We start from the raw sequence: 17584 nt of genomic DNA, 5'->3' as shown, positions 1-17584 counted from the left end.
TAATCAGTTCGGCGGATATATCACTGTCATGAACACGCCCGCGGCAGCATCAAAATGATGGATGCTTACCGTTATCGGCGTCTGGGCGGTCATCCACATCGTCAATCCCCCGAGCGTAGCCGATGTGTATTGAGTTCCATTGACGAACGAGCAGTAAGTAGTTCCTGCCTGTATAGTGTAGTAATTGCTTCCGATCTGTATGTCGACTTTCTTCTGTACTACGAACTTTAGGCAGAAAGTTCCGTTGATAGTTGTTTGAATGCTGGTGTTTTGCTCAGGGCCGGTGTAATCGACAGCATAAGCCGGATAGCTCACACCTCCCGATGTCACGGTTGTAGGCTGAATGGTGGCGATTTCCGTACCATTGACCGGAGGCACATCTACCAGATAATTGGCGAACAACAGGTGGTTGCCGGAGTTGATAGCTATGTTCTGTTCGCCCGCATAGGATGCAGTGATCGAGAATACGAGATAGTCATTTCCTGGCAGTTCCTGGGTCAGGCCGTCGATTATTAAGCTTAAGGTCTTGCCGTTAAGGTTTGCAATGGTCGTATCAATGCCTGCAGAAGGGATAGTGGTCTCTGTTCCGGCGCTGTCCGCAAGAGAGAAATGATATGTGAGGCCGGTGAAGGTTGCGCCTGAAGAACTCACCTTGAACTCAGCGCTGCACAACAAGGTAACGTCAGTGATGCCGTTCGTAGAAGACGTGGCGATCTTCGCATTCCCTATATGCCGGTCTACGCTGTCAATAACATAGGTGGTAGTGCTGCCGTTAACGACTTTGTGATAATCTATCAAATGGCCTCCGGCGCCCACAGTATCATCGAAAGACCCATCTGACAGCAGATTTCCTGCAGTGTTAGTTAATTTGAGCTCGGTGCCCGTTGCACCGACAACATTGTCGGTGTTGGTCATGCTGCTGGAGCTTGCAGAATATCCTGGCCCTATGGTGAACAATGAAATGAATGCAAGGAAGAGGAACACAGCGGCGAGCATCTCTGTGCAGACCTTTATTTTAACATTAGATGCCCTCATATTATACTGTTCCCGGCATCGGTGAAGCAGACTATTGAAGGTAAAGTAGAAAGCGTCGCTGAAAGATTCAACATTATCGCGACCTTAATTTCTGTACCTGACATAGACACGGCTCCAATGGATAACTCTGTTAAGATGTTGCATAAGCATTGGATATATTAACGTTGTTACTCATGTAAAAAAATAGTTTGTATATTTGTGAGTTTATGCATAGAATATTAATGTTCAACGTTGATAAAATAAGAAGGCAGATATTGATTTTTAAAAATGAACGGTGACCCACATCACGCGACAGGGTCAGAAAAGATTTGAAAGGCCGACCGATCGAAGGACCGGTGGCGCTTTCCTTAATAGTTTAATTCTCTGTTCAGACGGTTATCGGGCTCACGTAGATGGTGATTGTGTACGTGAGGTCGATAGGCTTGGTCGTCAAAGTGTCACTGCCTGCAACAGTACCGTTGAGCACAAGGGTGAAATCCTGTCCAGTGGCACCTGCTGCGTCAGCGGTCAGAGTTACGGTTGTCGGTGCGGATGAGGTGGCAGTTCCCAGGACGTTCTGGGTGCCAACATCAAGGTCGGTGGTTATTCCGTAAGTAGCGGGTGCAGCGGCATCTGTCCACGTGATCACGTAATACATGCTTACACTTGTAACGGTCGGGTCAGTAACGTGGATGTTCAGCGTCGCTCCCCCGAGGACCAGGTCCTGAGCAGCTACCTTGTAGTAGTTGGTGCCGTTGTTCTGTGAATTGTTGTATACTATATCTTCTGCAGTTGCATCGAAACCGCCGGCAGCCAAGAGGCTGCCTCCGGACCCATCAGTGAGTGTAGCGGTCAGACCTTCTGCGGCAACCACGTTATCAGTGTTAGTGACGTCGCTCACGAGAGCGGCGTATCCGAGCCCGATCATGGCCGCGGCGCAAAGCACCAGCGCGACAACCGGGACCAGGAGCTTCTTGTGGCTCTTTTCATTTTTGTATGTCGTCATATTTATTTCTCCCTTTTCGCAGGATTTTGCCGTTCCAAAGATTAATCTTCGGGAAGTTCTCTCAAAGCTGATTTCAGCTCGAGTCGACCAATCCCGAGATAAGGATATGGATCCGACAGAATATTCTGATGAAGTTCGATTCTGTATTTAGTATATTAACGTTGTTATCATAAATAAATGTTCAATTCTTTAATGGCGAATCTTTTTGTTCATAGAAAGATCGATCTGACTTGATATTAGGCGGAATCCCTAGCGGAATACGCTTCAATTTTTGCAAATATGTAACTCCGGTCAAATAATCATCAGAGTTTATTATGATGAGCATATGGCTCGATGGGCCTGTTATAAAAAGAATGGGACGGGCGGACAGGGGCGATCGCTCCTGTCCACCCTTTTAAATTATTTACTGTTCTTAGGCGGGCACCACGTGGAACGTGATGCTGTATGTTGGAATATCAGGTGCCGCGGACTCTATGGATTCAGAGGCTATGGCACCGTTGAGAACTACCGCGAATTGGGTCGCTCCCGCGAGGGTCAGAGGCGTCGTGGTTACGTTGGCCGATCCAGGATTTATGGTCTGTCCATCGATATTCAGACTGGTGGTCATGCCATATGGAGCGGCACCGGTGGACCATGTTATCTCGTACCATACGTTCACCTGTGTGACATTTGCTGTGCCGTAGGTGGTCAAAGCCTCAACTTCCAATATCGCGGATCCGAGCTTTATTCCAGCATCGGTCGAAACCTTATACGTTACAGTGCCATTTACCTCACTTGTGGCGTAATGGATGACGTCTTCATCCGAGGCGAAATCGGAACCTGTGAGGACATTGCCCTCGCCGTCCAACAGGCTGGCCTTAAGACCGTCTGCCGCAACTACGTTTGCAGTGTTAGTGACATCGCTCACTAGAGCGGCGTATCCGAGCCCGATCATTGCCGCGGCGCAAAGCACCAGCGCGACAACCGGGACCAGGAGCTTCTTGTGGCCCCTTTCATTTTTGTATGTTGTCATATTTATCTCTCCTTTTAGCAGGATTTTGCGTGTTTCAAAGACACATCGGCGGTAAATGTCGTCAAAGCTTATTGCAACCCGAGTCGACCGATTCCTGGATACAGATGTGAATCCGACAGATTATTCTGTTGGAGCCTCCAAGTTTATTTTTATTATATTAACATTGTTATCATAAGGAAATTTAAGCGGTCGCATAGGTATTCAAGATAAAATTATCAACAATTTCATATATTAAAAAGTATAAAATTCGACCTCCATTATAGATTTATGGTCGGACTTACACAACGACATATTTTTCTAAAGGCACATAAACCTCGGCGCAAAGCGGAAAGTTCACCCGATAGATCACCATCATGGCATAAGCGCGACAACAGGGATAATGAGTTCTGGCTTTTCTTTTCTCCATTATTTTGTGATATCAGTTTCATTTACATAATTTTCATGTCGTGTAAGCCGATTTCGTAGTCGAACGCGGCATCACTTTAGTTCGATGCTATGCATTACATGGCGTCTTCGATAAAAAGTCGCCCCCCTAGTCCGTCTGGGCACTTTGTTCAGAATAGGCAGGGCTCCACATATATGGTAATGGCGTAATAGATGCTGCCCGGCTCGTAGACCAAGTCGCTTACATCTTCAGGAATTTCCCCGTTAAGGGTAAACAGACGGCTATTGTTTATGCTTATGTTTACGGGCGCCGTCTTCTTTCCTTCTTCCAGTAAAAACGCTGTTTCACCCTCCCCTATCATAAGGAACGTTTTCATTCCGTAGAGAGATTCTGGATCGGCCCCCGTCCAGACAACATCGTACCACAAAATGACGGATTTTATATCCGATTTTAGCGAAGGGTCGATACTTATGAATGCCCTGCCGAGCTCCAGCGTTTGACTGTTTACGAAGAACGTCGGAGGATTGCTATCGACCCTGTTATAGCCGTAGCCGATCTTGCTGGCGCCGTTGCCCCCGTTGGCATTCCGGCTGAAATCCCCTTCATTCATAATCTCTCCGTTCTCGTTCAGGAACTTGGCGTCCAGCCCCTCGGCCGCTATAAGGTTCGCTTCGTTCGTAACGTCACTTATAAGCGCAGAATATCCGACCCCGATCATGGCGAAAAAGCAGAAGATAATGGTCATTATTGGAATCAGGGCCCTTCTCTTTCGGCGGTTATCTTCCTCATCGTACGACGTCATCGTCTTCGTTATCCTCCACTTGCGAGTATGCGCGCACGATTTCGCGAATACAGTAAATTACGATCAAAGCACATGCAACGAAGGCGAAGATCCATATCATCTTGTCCTGGGCCAAAGTCACAAGCTCTCCTGACATATGGGATACGCCAACGACCTTTCCTATGACCTTTCCCGGGTAAACTATTGGATCAACGCTGTTGTTCGCATCTCCCTTGGTTATGAAACTGCCGTCGTCGCGTATATCCACCACGCGGTGCACGATCATCACGCCGCCTCTGTCGTAGGCAATGACGTCGCCGACAGCTATGGTGTCAAGTTCATCCTGATCCAGGTGGTGTATCATTATCAGGCTGTTTATCTCGATGGTGGATATCGGATAATCTGTTGGCTCTCCGTCCATGGAACCGGACACAATAAGGCGAACCTCTCGATCTCTTAGATCGAAGGAATCATCGTTGATGTTGTATAGGGCATACGCTCCAGCCCCTACCAAAACAATAATGACTGCAATTATCAGTCCAGCAAATATTTTGCTTTTGTTTTGGTCATGCAACATCTTGTTAGTCCCCACTAGCTAAAAACTAGAGGGGAATTATCTTTTTGATATTTATTAACGTTGTTATTGACCCGATCGAGCTGTATCTACGTCCCATATACGCAATTGAATTATGATGTACCTGATAAATTCTCAGTCTTGGACTTTCAGTGTTCTTCTTTCGAAAGCATCTCGTCCCTGACCTTCTGCTGCACCATGACGCACGCCAGGGATTCTGCCTCGATGAATATGCGTGCCGTCTGCGGGAACTCGTCTTTGATCGCGGCCTCGATCCTGGCGGTGGCTTCCATGGCTTCGCATATATCGCACTCCTCGGCGAACGTCGCGTCGATGACTATCAGCAACGAGTTCGGTCCAAAATAGTTGGTAAGCACACTTCCGCATTCGACGACAGCCGGATCCTCTTCGACAATGGACTCTATCCTGCGGATCTCTCTGGCAGATATTCCCTCCCCGACGAGGAGGCCTTTGCTCTCTTTCATAAGAATCGCAGCGACCGATATCAGGATAATTCCTATTATAACTGAAGAAATTCCGTCGAAATAAGATATCCCCGTCAGCTGCCAGAGAACCATTCCGATAAAGGCTATCGCAAGTCCTGCTTCTGCTGCTGTATCTTCAAGTACAACGGTGAAGAGGCTGGGGTCCTTGCTTTCTCTGATGTATTCCATCGGGCCCATGTTCTTTTCACGCCTGGCGGCGTTGAACTGTTTGGTCGCGATCGCAAGCGACGAGCCCTCTATCGCCATCGCTAAGATCAAAATAACATAGTTCAAGGTCAGGTCCCTGAATGGGTGATTGCCGGCGGCGGATTCAACAAGGGCCTCGTATCCATGCGAGACGGACATCCCGCCACCTATTGCGAATATCAATATGGAGACGACAAGGGTCCAAAAATAGAGTTCTTTTCCATAGCCGAATGGATGCTCCCGGTCGGCCTTCCTATCGGCCTTCTTCATCCCGTATAGGACAAGTATTCCGTTGACCATCGAGTAATATTTTCTTATTTCCGTTCGGAAGTTAAATTTTATTTCGTCCACCGTGGTATGTACAGCCTCGTTAACACCGAAAGTAAAACAGAACACTCCTTCGACCCCGGCACTGTAATCGTCGTTTCCCGTGCTGGCGCCCGTGTATTCAAATTCGTAGGCAGGGTTGGGAAGACAGCCACAGTAGGTGAATAATCTACAACGGGACCGTCTTCGGACGGATTATAATTGTTCATTCGAATGTGAGAACAATGGCATTGCTCCCATTGGTTACATCGCTGTTATTTATACACACCATATAAAAATGTAAGAGGTTTAAACGGAAGTTACTTTGATACGGGGAACAAGGGGAGGACTTCCTTTTTATTGACCTCGTTTATCACTTCCGCAAGGCCCGTATACATCGCGACCAGACCTAGCACTATTCCGATGGCTGCGGATACGACTATTACATCGTTGCTCTGAAGGAGCGTTCCTGCTCCGAGCCCGACGAACACGATGGTCAGAAGTCCGAAAACCGATTGCAGCGCCCTGTTGGTCTTCAACGTTCCGAAGAACAGCATGAATGTCAGGAAGCCCCATCCGAAGAAGAAGACCGCCTTGAACACGTGGTCCGGTGCCGCCAGCCCCAGGGCCACGGCGATATTCATGAAAGCAAAAGACATCCAGAACGAACCATACGAAGCGAAGGCCACGGTTCCGAAGGTATTGCCCTTCTTGGATTCGATGAAACCCACGATCAGTTGCAACAGCCCTCCGTAGAAGATCATCATGCCCCAGGCAAGGCTGTCGATAGGCCTCCCGGTGAAGTCCAAGAACATAGCTAGCAGAGTGGTCATACCAAAGGCGCAAAGGCCCAGGGCACCGACATTGGCGAAATTTGATTCCGTCATTTGATCGTTGCTCTAAAATCACGTCGATATTAAATAATCGACGGTGTCGAACTTCGTCAATTGACGGAATAAATGGTTTATATGTGAGTTCGGTCCGTCTTGGCCTCGTCGACATAGGCCTGCCAAATCTTCTTTAGGTCAGGTCTCTGGACAGTTTCCATAATATATTCGGCGAACTCGTCCCCGGTCGCTCCGGTTCCCCTTCCGGTCATGACTAGTTTCTTTTCGAACTGGCAGCAGATGTCGAGGGCCATGGTGAGCCTCTCGCCTTTTTCAGCCTCGCCGATGTGGTTCATCATAAGCGCGACAGCCTTGATCATACTGCTAGGGTCAGCGTACTGGCCGCGGCCTTCGTTGACCATCCTGGGCGCAGAACCGTGGATGGCTTCGAACATGGCGTACCTCTTTCCGAGGTTGGCGCTGCCCGCCGTACCGACCCCTCCCTGGATCTGCGCGGCCTCGTCGGTGATTATGTCTCCGTAAAGGTTCGGAAGTATGAATACGCGGAAACTGCTTCTCCTTGCGGGGTCGATGAGCTTCGCGGTCATGATGTCGATGAACCAATCGTCCCATCTGATACCGGGGTATTCTTTGGCCACATCTTCGGCGATGCTCAGGAATTTTCCGTCAGTGGTCTTTATGATGTTGGCCTTGGTGACGAGCGAAACGTAATCGATTCCGTTCTTCTTGGCGTAATCGAATCCGGCGCGGACGATCCTTTCGGTCCCTTGGGTAGTGGCGACGCAGAAATCCATTGCAAGGTCCTCCGTTACGTTGATCCCGTCGCTTCCGAGGGCGTAGCTGCCTTCAGTGTTCTCCCTGAAGAATATCCAATCTATATCAAGCTCCGGAACCGATACAGGCCTCACGTTGGCGAAAAGATCGAGCTCTTTCCTCATTGCCACGTTTGCGCTCTCTATGTTGGGCCACGGATCCCCCTTCTTCGGCGTGGTGGTCGGCCCCTTCAGGATAACGTGACATTTTTTTAGTTCTGCAAGCGTGTCGTCAGGTATAGCCTTCATGACCTCGACGCGTTTCTCGATGGTCAGCCCTTCTATCTGGCGGACCTCTACTTTTCCCGACTTTATTTTGTCGGCAAGGAGAAACTCCATGACCTTCTGTGCGGAAGAGCAGATATACGGTCCGATCCCGTCCCCTCCGCATACGCCTATGACCATTTTGTCCAGCTTGGAATAATCCACCCAGTCTCCCTCTTTCTTCAGAGTCTCGATCCTCTCGAGCTGCCTCCTCAGAAGCTTACCGTAGTTTTCCTGGGCGCTTTGAATTGCTTTTTCGTCAACCATTGTGATCGTTTGCCTATATTGACCGACGATAAAGTATTTTCCGATAGCGGTACATTGTTGAATAAATCTGGAGCGATAGATCCGAGCACAGGCATCCTGTCCGCGGCAGGTGTCGCCGTTTCATCGTATTTGGGCTTACGAGAAAGGACCGCATATCCGACTGGCAGTCTGAGGGATCGGGGCTGGCCGAAGATCCACACGCTCAGCGACATCGATTCGGGAGAGATCATCGCATACGCGCTTACCGACGGTTCGGTCGGCTATTCCCATATGCTTATAGTTCTTGCGGAGACGGCCTTGTAACGCGGCCATCTCTTCTACGCGGTGTACGCAGACGGGGCGTGTTCGTTGGAAAAGAGCTGTAGATGTCCGAGTCCAGGAAGATGAAGTTCATAACGGGTTTTAGATCGAACGCCCGGTCCAGTAACGATGGATGCCCGGCCGCAGTCACTAAGCTTTGCCGTTCCCCGATCCGTAGGACAATGCAGTAGGGCAACAGCGTTAATATATTATTTATCTATAACACAATGTTACATTAATCAAAGCACCATGATGGGGCCGATGACAAGGAAGGCGTGATAACAATACCTTCCTATGTTGTGCTGACGATTATTTGATAAAGGTGAGCCAAATGGATGATTCGAACAATAACGGGAGGAACTATAAGGTGCTCATGGTACCTGTCATAGCGTTATTGCTTTGCTCATTGGCCATAGGCGGGCTAGCATACGGTGCCACGAATGCGAGCACGGTCGTGAACACCGGGAACGTTGTCAGCTTCGAAGGACTCGAGGCCAGGCTTTTGGATGAAGAGGGAAATCTTCTAACGGGAGCGGGATTCAACAACGGTGTGCAATTAGCGTATTACTTCGATGAAGAGGCTAATACATACACTCTGACAGGTATGACAAATGTAAAAATCGGGGGTGGCACATTGTTTTTGAGGTCCGACCGCGTCACGTCCGTAAACATTTCATATGTTGTTGAATTCAGCGTGAATGGTGTTAAGACAGAGAATCCGTTCGGATTGACGATTACTCACGAGCTCAGGGAAGTTTACAGCGGGACACCCTTTAGTACGGCTTCGGTGGACAAAAACGGAGAAGAATACGAGATCGAACTGTATGCGAGCTTCGATGCCATAGGTCTGAGTGAGAAGCCCGATGGGTTGACTTACGCCATCACCATAATCATTACGCCAGGGGAAGAAGGACCTTAAATCATATAAACAGGCGCAGAGTTCGCCCAGCTACTCTTTTATTTTTATTGAAAGTGCTGCGACTTTTTCGTTTTAAGGTATGTTAGTTTGCAGCTCGCGTTGATAGGCCCACACATCGAAGACTCATCGTTGTGTTTAGAACATCTCAATTTCCTCAGGAGCAGGATCCTCAGTATGATCTTTAAGGCTTGGACGTTTGAACAGATCTGTAATTTAAATAGGCGGCGATATCCGCAAAGAAGAATTACAGTTTGTTCCTAGACTCTTATCTTCTCACAACAATGTAGATATCAGGATTCAATGAGTTCGTAGAATTCATACTATGGCGACTCTGTCCCGAAGTGCAGAGGATGTCGCTGCCAGCATATCCCTTGACGCCGTATGTGAGCTTTCTTTGTCCACATCGCCCTCTCTTTACGATAGAAATATCGGATCGACGAATCGCAATCTGGATGTTGATAATTTTATGCATTCCAGCATTTCCTTTATTATTCCCATATCGTACTATGCGTATAGGGAATGCTCCATCACTCATCGAGCTGACGAGGCGCGAGAATTCTTTTCGCATAAAGCGTATGCAATAAACGCCAAGAAATATCCAGTAAAATTGTTAAATCGATCAGTTTGAAACCTTTACTTCAACCTTCGAACACTGTATTGTGGAGTACTGCAAATTAGCTGGAACACCCTCTCCTATGGTGACTGTGTAATATCCCGAGCCGCCTGTAGTGGGTGTAAAAACCGCGGTCCCGACAGATATATATTCCACGCCGTCCAGGAAATACCGGACTTCAATACAATCCGTTAATAAAACGGAACCCGGGCTCAGGTTAATTCTGTCATTTAATTTGGTCAACGAAAGAGTTGTAGTTGTGTACTGTGTTTCGGAACCCACAGTAACCTTAAAAGTAACACTTATACCAGAAATCCCGCCTGTGGTAAAGCTTGGGCTTGGAACAATTTTAATGTATTTCCATCCGGACTCGGGCGGCTTGACGATATCCACGCCGCCTATCACGACCACTGCGTTGCCATCTATGGTGGGAGAAGGTGTGGCAGACCCAGCCACTACGGTCCCTCCTTCTATATATATTGTGCTGCCTTGAATATTTCCGGCGACCGTAACGTTGCCGTCAATGGTAAGTTCGCCTCCCGTGTATATGATTCCAGATTCCAGAGTTCCGTTGATTGTAATGGAACTCCCCTGTACCATTCCTTCGGAATATACGGTTCCTTCAATTATCAGCGTACCCGCAGTATAGATATTTCCACATTCCAGAACAGCTCTTTCGCTGATTGTGATGGAACTCCCCTGTACCTGTCCTTGGGAATCTACGGTTCCTTCAATTATCAGCGTACCCGCGGTATAGATATATTCACAGTGCAGAACCGCTCCTTCGTTGATTGTGATGGGTTTCCCCTGTATCTTTCCTTGGGAATATACGGTTCCTTTAATTATCAGCGTACCCTCAATATCGATTTCTTTACAGTGCAGGACTGCTCCTTCGTTGACTTCCACAGAGGACCCTTTGACTTTTCCGCCGGTATTCACGGTGCCACCGTTAAGAATAACGGATCCGCCGGTGGAAATCTGCCCTATTTGCAGATTTCCGCCGTCAATGATAAAACTACTGATGCCCCAAATAGAGTTGGAAACAATGTTGACATCCCCTGTACTCGCCGAGGATAAGCGTATTGTTTGATTGGATCCTTGGATATTCATGCTGGCAATCTGATTTTCGTTGTGCAACAAGATTGTGACGTTGGTGGAATTTTTTGGAGTCAGACTGCTAAGGGTCGAATTGTTGAGTACAAGTAGCGGGGCGCTTGATGCGGAGACCGAAACAGAAAGGTTCGTTGCCCCGTTTATGATATAGCATCCCGTGCCCGTAACATTTATGCTTCCGGAAGTCGCAGTGTAACTGCCCCACACAGCGTATAATTTGGTCACGTTAGGAGGTGCGGGGTCCCCTGGATTGTACAACTTGGAGTAAACGGTAGGACTTTCGCTCCACACGACGAACGCATTTTTTCCGGAGGGGATGGTGGAACCCGACACACCGGGGAGGCCGGTCGCATTCAGCTCGCCCATGGTCTTTACGAAAGAGCTCTGACCGTCAATCGATCCGCCGTTCAGGTCGAAGGTGATGTTGCCTGTAGCTGCGGCATATGCATCATCGGGAAATTCGAAAAGAGCAACGAAGCCGATCGCCGAAAGTACAGCGATCGCTACGACTGCAGATTTTGTTTTGTCGCTCCTGCTCATTTACTTCTCCAAATCAGTGTGCACCGTCTGTGTGTCAACAGCTTAACGTCGTTGACGGCAACATAAACAGCGTTATATCTCAATATTTCAACTTACTATTTATACCATTCGATAAGCCGGTAGCGGCACTCGCTCAGATGCTTCGGACAAGCATATGCATAAAAAGCAATATTAATAAGAGAATCTGCAATCAAGATGTTCGATGGCAAAATTTTTTGAGAGACTGGCAAGTAGCATAATCAAATATCCTAAACAGATAATTTTAGCCTGGGTCGTCATTCTGCTCTGTGCCGCGCCGTTCGCTATCGGTGCAGGAGGAGTGCTCAAATACGATACGGCGGAGGTCGCCCTGGACGATTCCGAGTCCATGCAGGGCCTAAGCATAATAGAAGATAATTTCTACCAGTCCGAGGTCTCGATGTCGGCAAGTCCGATACTCGTTCTGGAAAGCGATGTTGCCAGGAACCTGGCCGGGACATACTTCCAGGAACTTTCCGATGAATATCTGAACGATCCCGACAGGCTCGCGGAATTCAAGGACGCCTACGGAAACCCGAAGATCGTCAATTTCATCTACAACGGAGTGAGCGAAAGCGAGTCCAGCAAATCCCTGGCGATCCTGTTCGTAATATATTCGACAGAATTCACAAATGTATATGATGACACGCCAGAGCTCAGGAACTACGTATCCAAGGCCGTGTCCGAATACGAATCGGACAAGTCCGCCGCGCCCGAGAACCAAGTGATAGCCATCACCACTTATGTCACGGGTTCCGCTGCGATCGGATACGACGCAGAGGTCGCGACCATGGAAGATCTTGCCAAGATTGACCCCTTCACCATACTTCTGATACTTGTCCTGGTAGGCCTGTTCTTCAGGTCCATAATATCTGCGGCCACTCCGCCGATGACAATAGGGTTCGCGTTCGGAATAACCCTCTCGTTGGTGTTCGCGCTAGGCCAGGTTATGAACATATACTTCATCACGGAGATGCTGATTCTTGTCACGATGATGGGTGCCGGATGCGACTACTGCATCTTTATACTGGCCAGGTACCGCGAGGAGCGCCGTTACGGAAAATCGCACGAAGAATCGCTCCACAATTCGGTGGTATGGGCAGGAGAATCAATAACAACGTCCGGTGCGTCTGTGATCATAGGCTTCGGAGCGCTATCGCTCTGTTCGGTGCCGATGGTCAGCACGATGGGCATAATACTCGCAGTCGGAATATTGATTGCGCTCATCGCAGCCCTTACGCTGATCACATCCATGCTTTCCCTCGTGGGAGACAAGATGTTCTGGCCGTCTAAGGCCGAAACGTTCCGCGAAGGCAGCAAAGCGATGAACGGATGGTACGGTAAGGTTTCCGGATTCGGCTCCAAATATTTCCGCAAGTCAGCTAAATTCTCACATAAGCATGCAAAGACGATCGTTGCGGCGGCCATACTTGTGACGGTGCCTGCTGCATATATCGTCACAACGGCTGAAACCTCGTACGACTTCACGAGCACACTGAGCACCGGCGAGTCGTACGATGGCCTGCAGGAGATCGAAGGCTATGTTGGCGGGGGCTTCCTCATGCCGAACTACGTGGTGATCGAGTTCGATGACAGCTATGCCGTCGCCACACTTTCATACGATACGAGCGGATCGCAACCGACGCCGTTGCTGACTTGGAACGATAACGACAGTTACGGCAAGATGGCCACACTGACAGGTCAGATAGCGGAGACCGACAACATACGGATGTCCACAAGCGTGGCGAAATGGTACGATCCTTCCTTGGCTAACGACAGCCTTCTGGAGGAAGCATTACAGTCTGGGGAGATCACAATGCTGACAAGCATGATATCGACATACCCAGATGATATAAGGGAAGCTCTTCTCGCTCACGCCGTCGCAGGAGTCGCACTCATGAATATGCCCACCGAGGCATCGCCCTACGCCACTGTGGCGCTCACCAACATGGGCATGGACGCGGCTTTGTTGGAGAGTATGCGCACTCTGTTGTCGTCCGGATCCTTCGAGGCTGTTCAGAACTACATGGATGCGCACACGGTCATGCCTTCTCTGTCCTTGGCGGTGATGGAATCCCCGTATGCGGTGCCGGTGATGGACGCGATGATAAACTATATGGGAGGGGCGCTGGGAGGAGATATCGCGGCCGGCGTCGGAGGACAGCTGACGTTCGCCAAGATAACAGCGATCACCATATCGTCGGCCACATCAAATGAATCCATGGGCACTATCGCTACCATCGGCGGAATGGTAGATACGTTCAAGGCAGAGAATCCGGAGGTAGCCGACTCATGGGTGACCGGTTCCCCCGCTGTAACGTACGACCTTTCCAACTCGGTCGGTGAAGAGTTCAGTTACATCGAGCTGTTTGTAGTGATAATGATAATCCTTCTGCTATTCTTCGTCATGAAGTCCTATCTAATACCCATACGCTCGGTTCTGACGGTCGTGATGAGCATAGTGTGGACCCTGGCGCTGACCCACCTGATATTTACGAACATCCTCGACATAGGGGTGGTCTGGCTCATACCCATAATATTGTTCGTTATATGCCTGGGTTTAGGAATGGACTACGATATTCTGCTTACCACCCGTATAAAGGAGAACGTGATGCACCTCGGAATGGACAATGACAAGGCGATATACGAAGCGGTCACTCATACCGGATCGGTGATAACGATCTGCGGCCTCATCATGGGCGGGGCCTTTGGAACATTGATGCTATCGTCTATGCCTATGATGCAGGAGTTCGGATTCGCACTATGCTTTGCCATTTTGGTGGACGCCCTGTTGGTCCGTACATACATAGTTCCGGCGGTGATGCACATCCTTGGCAGATGGAACTGGGTAGGCCCCAAGTGGATGCAGAGAAAGGTCCAGGGGGAATAAACAAAAACAGGAGGGGCGACCCTCCTTCTTACTTATTAAAAAATGTAAGCGGTTTGGTTTGCATTTCACTCGGTGATTGCCGAGCTGGGGCACTCATCGACGCAGGCCCCGCATTCAACGCATTTGTCAGCGTCGATCATGGCTATGTCGTCAACGGTGATCGCTGCCTCGGGGCAAGCGTCCACACACGCGCCGCAGGCGACGCATTCTGCTTCTATTATGGATACCATTTTGATAACCTCGGCACCTGATAAACGAACTCATTTAAATTCATGACTGTTCCCAAATTAAAATCCGGAAGGCGGACCGAACAGAGTTCAGCATGAAAATGATATAGATGCGGGCCAATCGGGTGACATGGATCAGAGACCTTTAGACTTCTTCCGCTTTGGCGACCCGAAAGGTGCCGAGGGACGCGAATCCCTCGAATCCATGAACGAACATCACCGAGAGCTGAGCGAGTGGGCGCTGTCTCTGCTCCCGTCCGATCTAAATCCCCGCAATATCCTCGACATAGGCTGCGGAGGCGGTATGCAATTGCATATGCTCGGAAAGATGTATCCAAAGGCCCATCTCCATGGGGCGGACCCCTCTAACGAGGCGGTCAAGCTGGCTTCCGAGACCAACACCTTGAACATCGATAGCGGCAGATGCAGGATCGACATGTCACCCGTAGAGGACCTTCCTTATCCCAATGGGTCTTTCGATCTGATCTCCGCTTTCGAGACCTACTTCTTCTGGAAGGACCTTGACGTGGCCTTCAAGGAGATCAGACGCGTGCTTTCTCCCGGTGGGAGGTTGATCGTCGTATCTGAACAGTATCCAGACCCCAATTTCGATAAAAGGAACGCCGAGTATGCCAAGAGGACCGGGATGAAATTAGTGAAGAACGAAGAGATGGTGTCGATTCTCGGTAAATACGGGCTGAGGGCGGAATTAAAGGAAGTCCCTGAAAAGAATTGGGTATGTTTCATTGCGGTAAAATATTGATTATGTGTTTAACTATATACTATCAATATATTGTGTAGATTAATCTTGTTCGAAAAGATTAATCATCATGCATTACGGTCCACCGAACATGGCAGATCAAACCTCGGACCAGAAGAGGCAATGGAAGACGAAGCACCTGCGCACGGTGTGTGCGTTCGCCAACTCGTACGGAGGACGTCTCATAGTAGGGAACGCAGACTCCTTTTCGTCCGAGGAGGCACAGGATGAAGCCAGAAATATTTACAACGAGATATCCAAGGAGCTGGATATCCATCCCCACGTTCGTCCTGTAGAGAACGATGGAAAAGCCTGCATAGTCATGGACATAAGGCCAAGCCCGGAGCCCATATGCCTGGACGGACAATATTTCAGGCGCGTTGGAAATGAGGACCGCATTCTGGTCGGGGACGACCTGGAAAAATTTATCTTGCTGAGGGACAGGAGGGCAAGGCTCGATCTGCTGATGCCCGGGGCCTCCGTCAAGGAGCTCGACAGGGAAGCGTTGGAAACCTTCCGTTCCATGATTAAAATATCAAAGAAAATCGACGATACAAAGATGCTGCAGTCTCTCAATCTCATGCAGAAAGATATGCTGAAAGGCTCTGCGGTGATACTCTTCCATCCCGAACCCTCGCATTACATGGTAGCGCCCGACATAAGGATCGGGAGGTTCTCTGCTTCGGGCCTCATGGACGACATGGAAGTGATATCCGGTCCCGCGTTCCTTCAACCCCGAAAAGCGATGGAGCTGTTGTCTTCCAAGTACATACCCAACGGCGAGTATCCGATGGACGCCGTCGAAGAAGCGATAATAAATGCGGTGGCGCACAAAGACTATTCTGCAGGCGATCCGATAAGAATCAAGGTCTACAATAACCGTCTGACGATATCCAATGCCGGAGGCCTCAGCAGGAAGGACATGGCCGCCGAAATAGAGGGAAGTTCCAAACCCGCAAATCCCGGAGTTTCAGATGTGTTTGCCAGGGCCGGTCTGATGAGGCTCATGGGCACGGGAATTCCTAACATGAACGCCGCTTGTCTGAGGACAGGTATACCCGGTGTCACGATAGATGCTTCGAAAGACGATTTCGCCGTCACTTTCACGCTGGAGCCCCGGGCGCCAGATGTCGATGCCGAGCATCCGGAGGCAGAGCAGCCGGAGCCTGTCCTCTCTAATGAGCCCGTGATAGTTGCAGGAGAGGTCAAAGACCGCGACACCAGGACCAGGGAGTTCCGCATAGCCAGCCTTCTTGCCGCTGTAGGTGGAGAAGAGGTTTCCGCAAAAGAGCTGATGGGCCGTCTGGAATTCAAGCACAGGCCCACCTTCATGTCGAACTACATGGAGCCGGCCATAGAGGACGGTTTCATCGAGAGGACATGCGACAAGCCCACCAGCAGGAACCAGCGCTATAAGGTTACAAAGAAAGGTCTGGCACTTATCAAATGATCATAGTCTGTAGCTTCTTATATTTTTAAGAGCCGCCCCCGCCGGCCCCTGCCGGCGGGCGTCGGAACCTATCGGGCACACACCAATGCATATGCCGCAAGGCGAAGTGCCATCGGAGGCGAGGCTGACATGCCGGTCCACGCAGGCGCCGACGTCGAATTTCCCGTCAGGGTAAATCGAATCGGTGATAGCGTGGGCAGGACACGATCTGATACATTTGCCGCATCTGTTGCATATATGCCCGACCCTCACGTGTCCTTCCGGTAGCACTGCTTCGGTGAGCACTGTAACAAGCCTGATCCTGGGGCCATATTCCTCGGTCAGGATCATACCGTTCATTCCGAACGTCCCGAGGCCGCACAGGTATGCGGAGTGTCTATGGGAAAAGAAGGACGAAGGACTTTTCTGGAGCCCCTTTATGCCCATATATCCGTCGCGGGGAATGGCCACGGCGGATATGCCGTTGCGTTCGAATTCCAGGACCGCCCGTTCCGCCGCCATGTCCAAGTATGCGTTCAGAACCTTGTAATGCTCTCTGTACCAGATCGATGGCGACGTATCAATTATGCATTTTTGGACCGGAATTCCAATCACCAGTGCCGACATACATCCCGGCATCAAAGATCTGGGCCTTCCTTCCGGCGGCACCGTGGACGATACCAGTGGATCGGTGTCCCAGTCATCTGCGCTGCAAGATCCTATGATACTTATCCCGAGGCCGTTGAGCGATGATAAGACAGCATTGTACCCGGTATCCATATTGTGAAAGTAACATGCGCATACTACAACCTTT

The 17584-nt window shown here is 49.7% G+C and carries 16 protein-coding genes; 5 read left to right on the top strand and 11 right to left on the bottom strand.

All coding sequences use genetic code 11. The annotated features are described in order from the left end of the window. Window positions 1–3: 3 nt before the first annotated feature. The 8 genes from VB016_05865 to VB016_05830 form a co-directional block, all read right to left on the bottom strand. Window positions 4–1035, bottom strand: coding sequence for a hypothetical protein (locus VB016_05865; GenBank protein ID MEA4978058.1), 1032 nt, complete (start codon window positions 1033–1035; stop codon window positions 4–6). A 367-nt stretch (window positions 1036–1402) separates the two neighbouring features. Beyond that, a complete protein-coding gene (locus VB016_05860) occupies window positions 1403–2020 on the bottom strand; it encodes a hypothetical protein (protein ID MEA4978057.1) in 618 nt (205 codons plus the stop codon). A 412-nt stretch (window positions 2021–2432) separates the two neighbouring features. Continuing rightward, the gene (locus VB016_05855) at window positions 2433–3032 is read right to left on the bottom strand and encodes a hypothetical protein (GenBank protein MEA4978056.1); all 600 of its coding nucleotides are present in this window, start codon (window positions 3030–3032) and stop codon (window positions 2433–2435) included. A 554-nt stretch (window positions 3033–3586) separates the two neighbouring features. Next, window positions 3587–4219 carry a hypothetical protein gene (locus tag VB016_05850; protein ID MEA4978055.1) on the bottom strand — a complete coding sequence of 211 codons (633 nt, stop codon included), beginning with the start codon at window positions 4217–4219 and terminating at the stop codon, window positions 3587–3589. Beyond that, window positions 4203–4775, bottom strand: coding sequence for a S26 family signal peptidase (locus tag VB016_05845; GenBank protein MEA4978054.1), 573 nt, complete (start codon window positions 4773–4775; stop codon window positions 4203–4205). Before VB016_05845 ends, VB016_05850 begins: the two co-directional genes overlap by 17 nt. 146 nt (window positions 4776–4921) lie before the next feature. Next, complete coding sequence (locus tag VB016_05840; protein ID MEA4978053.1) at window positions 4922–5764, bottom strand: cation diffusion facilitator family transporter; 843 nt, start codon at window positions 5762–5764, stop codon at window positions 4922–4924. A 326-nt stretch (window positions 5765–6090) separates the two neighbouring features. Beyond that, window positions 6091–6657 (bottom strand): acetate uptake transporter, encoded by a 567-nt coding sequence (locus VB016_05835; protein ID MEA4978052.1) that lies wholly within the window; start codon window positions 6655–6657, stop codon window positions 6091–6093. A gap of 77 nt (window positions 6658–6734) precedes the next feature. Continuing rightward, complete coding sequence (locus VB016_05830) at window positions 6735–7961, bottom strand: isocitrate/isopropylmalate family dehydrogenase (GenBank protein ID MEA4978051.1); 1227 nt, start codon at window positions 7959–7961, stop codon at window positions 6735–6737. 57 nt (window positions 7962–8018) lie between these two features. On the opposite strand from VB016_05830, the gene VB016_05825 reads away from it, so the two are divergent. Next, entirely contained in the window at window positions 8019–8264 is a 246-nt protein-coding gene (locus VB016_05825; protein ID MEA4978050.1) for a hypothetical protein, read from the top strand. A 328-nt stretch (window positions 8265–8592) separates the two neighbouring features. Continuing rightward, window positions 8593–9180: a hypothetical protein gene (locus VB016_05820; protein ID MEA4978049.1), complete on the top strand. Its 588-nt coding sequence runs from the start codon at window positions 8593–8595 to the stop codon at window positions 9178–9180. Between the two features lie 619 nt (window positions 9181–9799). On the opposite strand, the gene VB016_05815 is transcribed toward VB016_05820, so the two are convergent. Beyond that, entirely contained in the window at window positions 9800–11446 is a 1647-nt protein-coding gene (locus VB016_05815) for a polymer-forming cytoskeletal protein (protein ID MEA4978048.1), read from the bottom strand. Between the two features lie 202 nt (window positions 11447–11648). Between VB016_05815 and VB016_05810 the strand changes: the two genes are divergently transcribed. Next, entirely contained in the window at window positions 11649–14354 is a 2706-nt protein-coding gene (locus tag VB016_05810; GenBank protein ID MEA4978047.1) for an MMPL family transporter, read from the top strand. Window positions 14355–14419: 65 nt separating this feature from the next. Here the strand turns inward: VB016_05810 and VB016_05805 are convergent, their stop codons facing one another. Then, window positions 14420–14584: a 4Fe-4S binding protein gene (locus VB016_05805; protein ID MEA4978046.1), complete on the bottom strand. Its 165-nt coding sequence runs from the start codon at window positions 14582–14584 to the stop codon at window positions 14420–14422. A gap of 127 nt (window positions 14585–14711) precedes the next feature. On the opposite strand from VB016_05805, the gene VB016_05800 reads away from it, so the two are divergent. Together VB016_05800 and VB016_05795 are read left to right on the top strand one after the other, a co-directional pair. After that, a complete protein-coding gene (locus VB016_05800) occupies window positions 14712–15344 on the top strand; it encodes a class I SAM-dependent methyltransferase (GenBank protein MEA4978045.1) in 633 nt (210 codons plus the stop codon). An 88-nt stretch (window positions 15345–15432) separates the two neighbouring features. After that, window positions 15433–16791, top strand: a complete 1359-nt coding sequence (locus VB016_05795; GenBank protein MEA4978044.1) for an ATP-binding protein — start codon at window positions 15433–15435, stop codon at window positions 16789–16791. On the opposite strand, the gene VB016_05790 is transcribed toward VB016_05795, so the two are convergent. Then, window positions 16792–17550 (bottom strand): epoxyqueuosine reductase, encoded by a 759-nt coding sequence (locus VB016_05790; protein ID MEA4978043.1) that lies wholly within the window; start codon window positions 17548–17550, stop codon window positions 16792–16794. Between the last annotated feature and the right edge of the window lie 34 nt (window positions 17551–17584).

This window comes from Methanomassiliicoccaceae archaeon, assembly GCA_034928305.1.
Taxonomy (GTDB): Archaea; Thermoplasmatota; Thermoplasmata; order Methanomassiliicoccales; family Methanomethylophilaceae; genus VadinCA11.
Note: the sequence above shows the minus strand (reverse complement) of the source record. Positions and strands in the feature narration are given on the sequence as shown.

Bases quoted from the DNA above. Each gene is read 5' to 3' on its own strand.
- VB016_05865 (MEA4978058.1), bottom strand. From the start codon at position 1,035: ATGAGGGCATCTAATGTTAAAATAAAGGTCTGCACAGAGATGCTCGCC.
- VB016_05860 (MEA4978057.1), bottom strand. From the start codon at position 2,020: ATGACGACATACAAAAATGAAAAGAGCCACAAGAAGCTCCTGGTCCCG.
- VB016_05855 (MEA4978056.1), bottom strand. From the start codon at position 3,032: ATGACAACATACAAAAATGAAAGGGGCCACAAGAAGCTCCTGGTCCCG.
- VB016_05850 (MEA4978055.1), bottom strand. From the start codon at position 4,219: ATGACGTCGTACGATGAGGAAGATAACCGCCGAAAGAGAAGGGCCCTG.
- VB016_05845 (MEA4978054.1), bottom strand. From the start codon at position 4,775: ATGTTGCATGACCAAAACAAAAGCAAAATATTTGCTGGACTGATAATT.
- VB016_05840 (MEA4978053.1), bottom strand. From the start codon at position 5,764: ATGGTCAACGGAATACTTGTCCTATACGGGATGAAGAAGGCCGATAGG.
- VB016_05835 (MEA4978052.1), bottom strand. From the start codon at position 6,657: ATGACGGAATCAAATTTCGCCAATGTCGGTGCCCTGGGCCTTTGCGCC.
- VB016_05830 (MEA4978051.1), bottom strand. From the start codon at position 7,961: ATGGTTGACGAAAAAGCAATTCAAAGCGCCCAGGAAAACTACGGTAAG.
- VB016_05820 (MEA4978049.1), top strand. From the start codon at position 8,593: ATGGATGATTCGAACAATAACGGGAGGAACTATAAGGTGCTCATGGTA.
- VB016_05815 (MEA4978048.1), bottom strand. From the start codon at position 11,446: ATGAGCAGGAGCGACAAAACAAAATCTGCAGTCGTAGCGATCGCTGTA.
- VB016_05810 (MEA4978047.1), top strand. From the start codon at position 11,649: ATGGCAAAATTTTTTGAGAGACTGGCAAGTAGCATAATCAAATATCCT.
- VB016_05805 (MEA4978046.1), bottom strand. From the start codon at position 14,584: ATGGTATCCATAATAGAAGCAGAATGCGTCGCCTGCGGCGCGTGTGTG.
- VB016_05800 (MEA4978045.1), top strand. From the start codon at position 14,712: ATGGATCAGAGACCTTTAGACTTCTTCCGCTTTGGCGACCCGAAAGGT.
- VB016_05795 (MEA4978044.1), top strand. From the start codon at position 15,433: ATGGCAGATCAAACCTCGGACCAGAAGAGGCAATGGAAGACGAAGCAC.
- VB016_05790 (MEA4978043.1), bottom strand. From the start codon at position 17,550: ATGGATACCGGGTACAATGCTGTCTTATCATCGCTCAACGGCCTCGGG.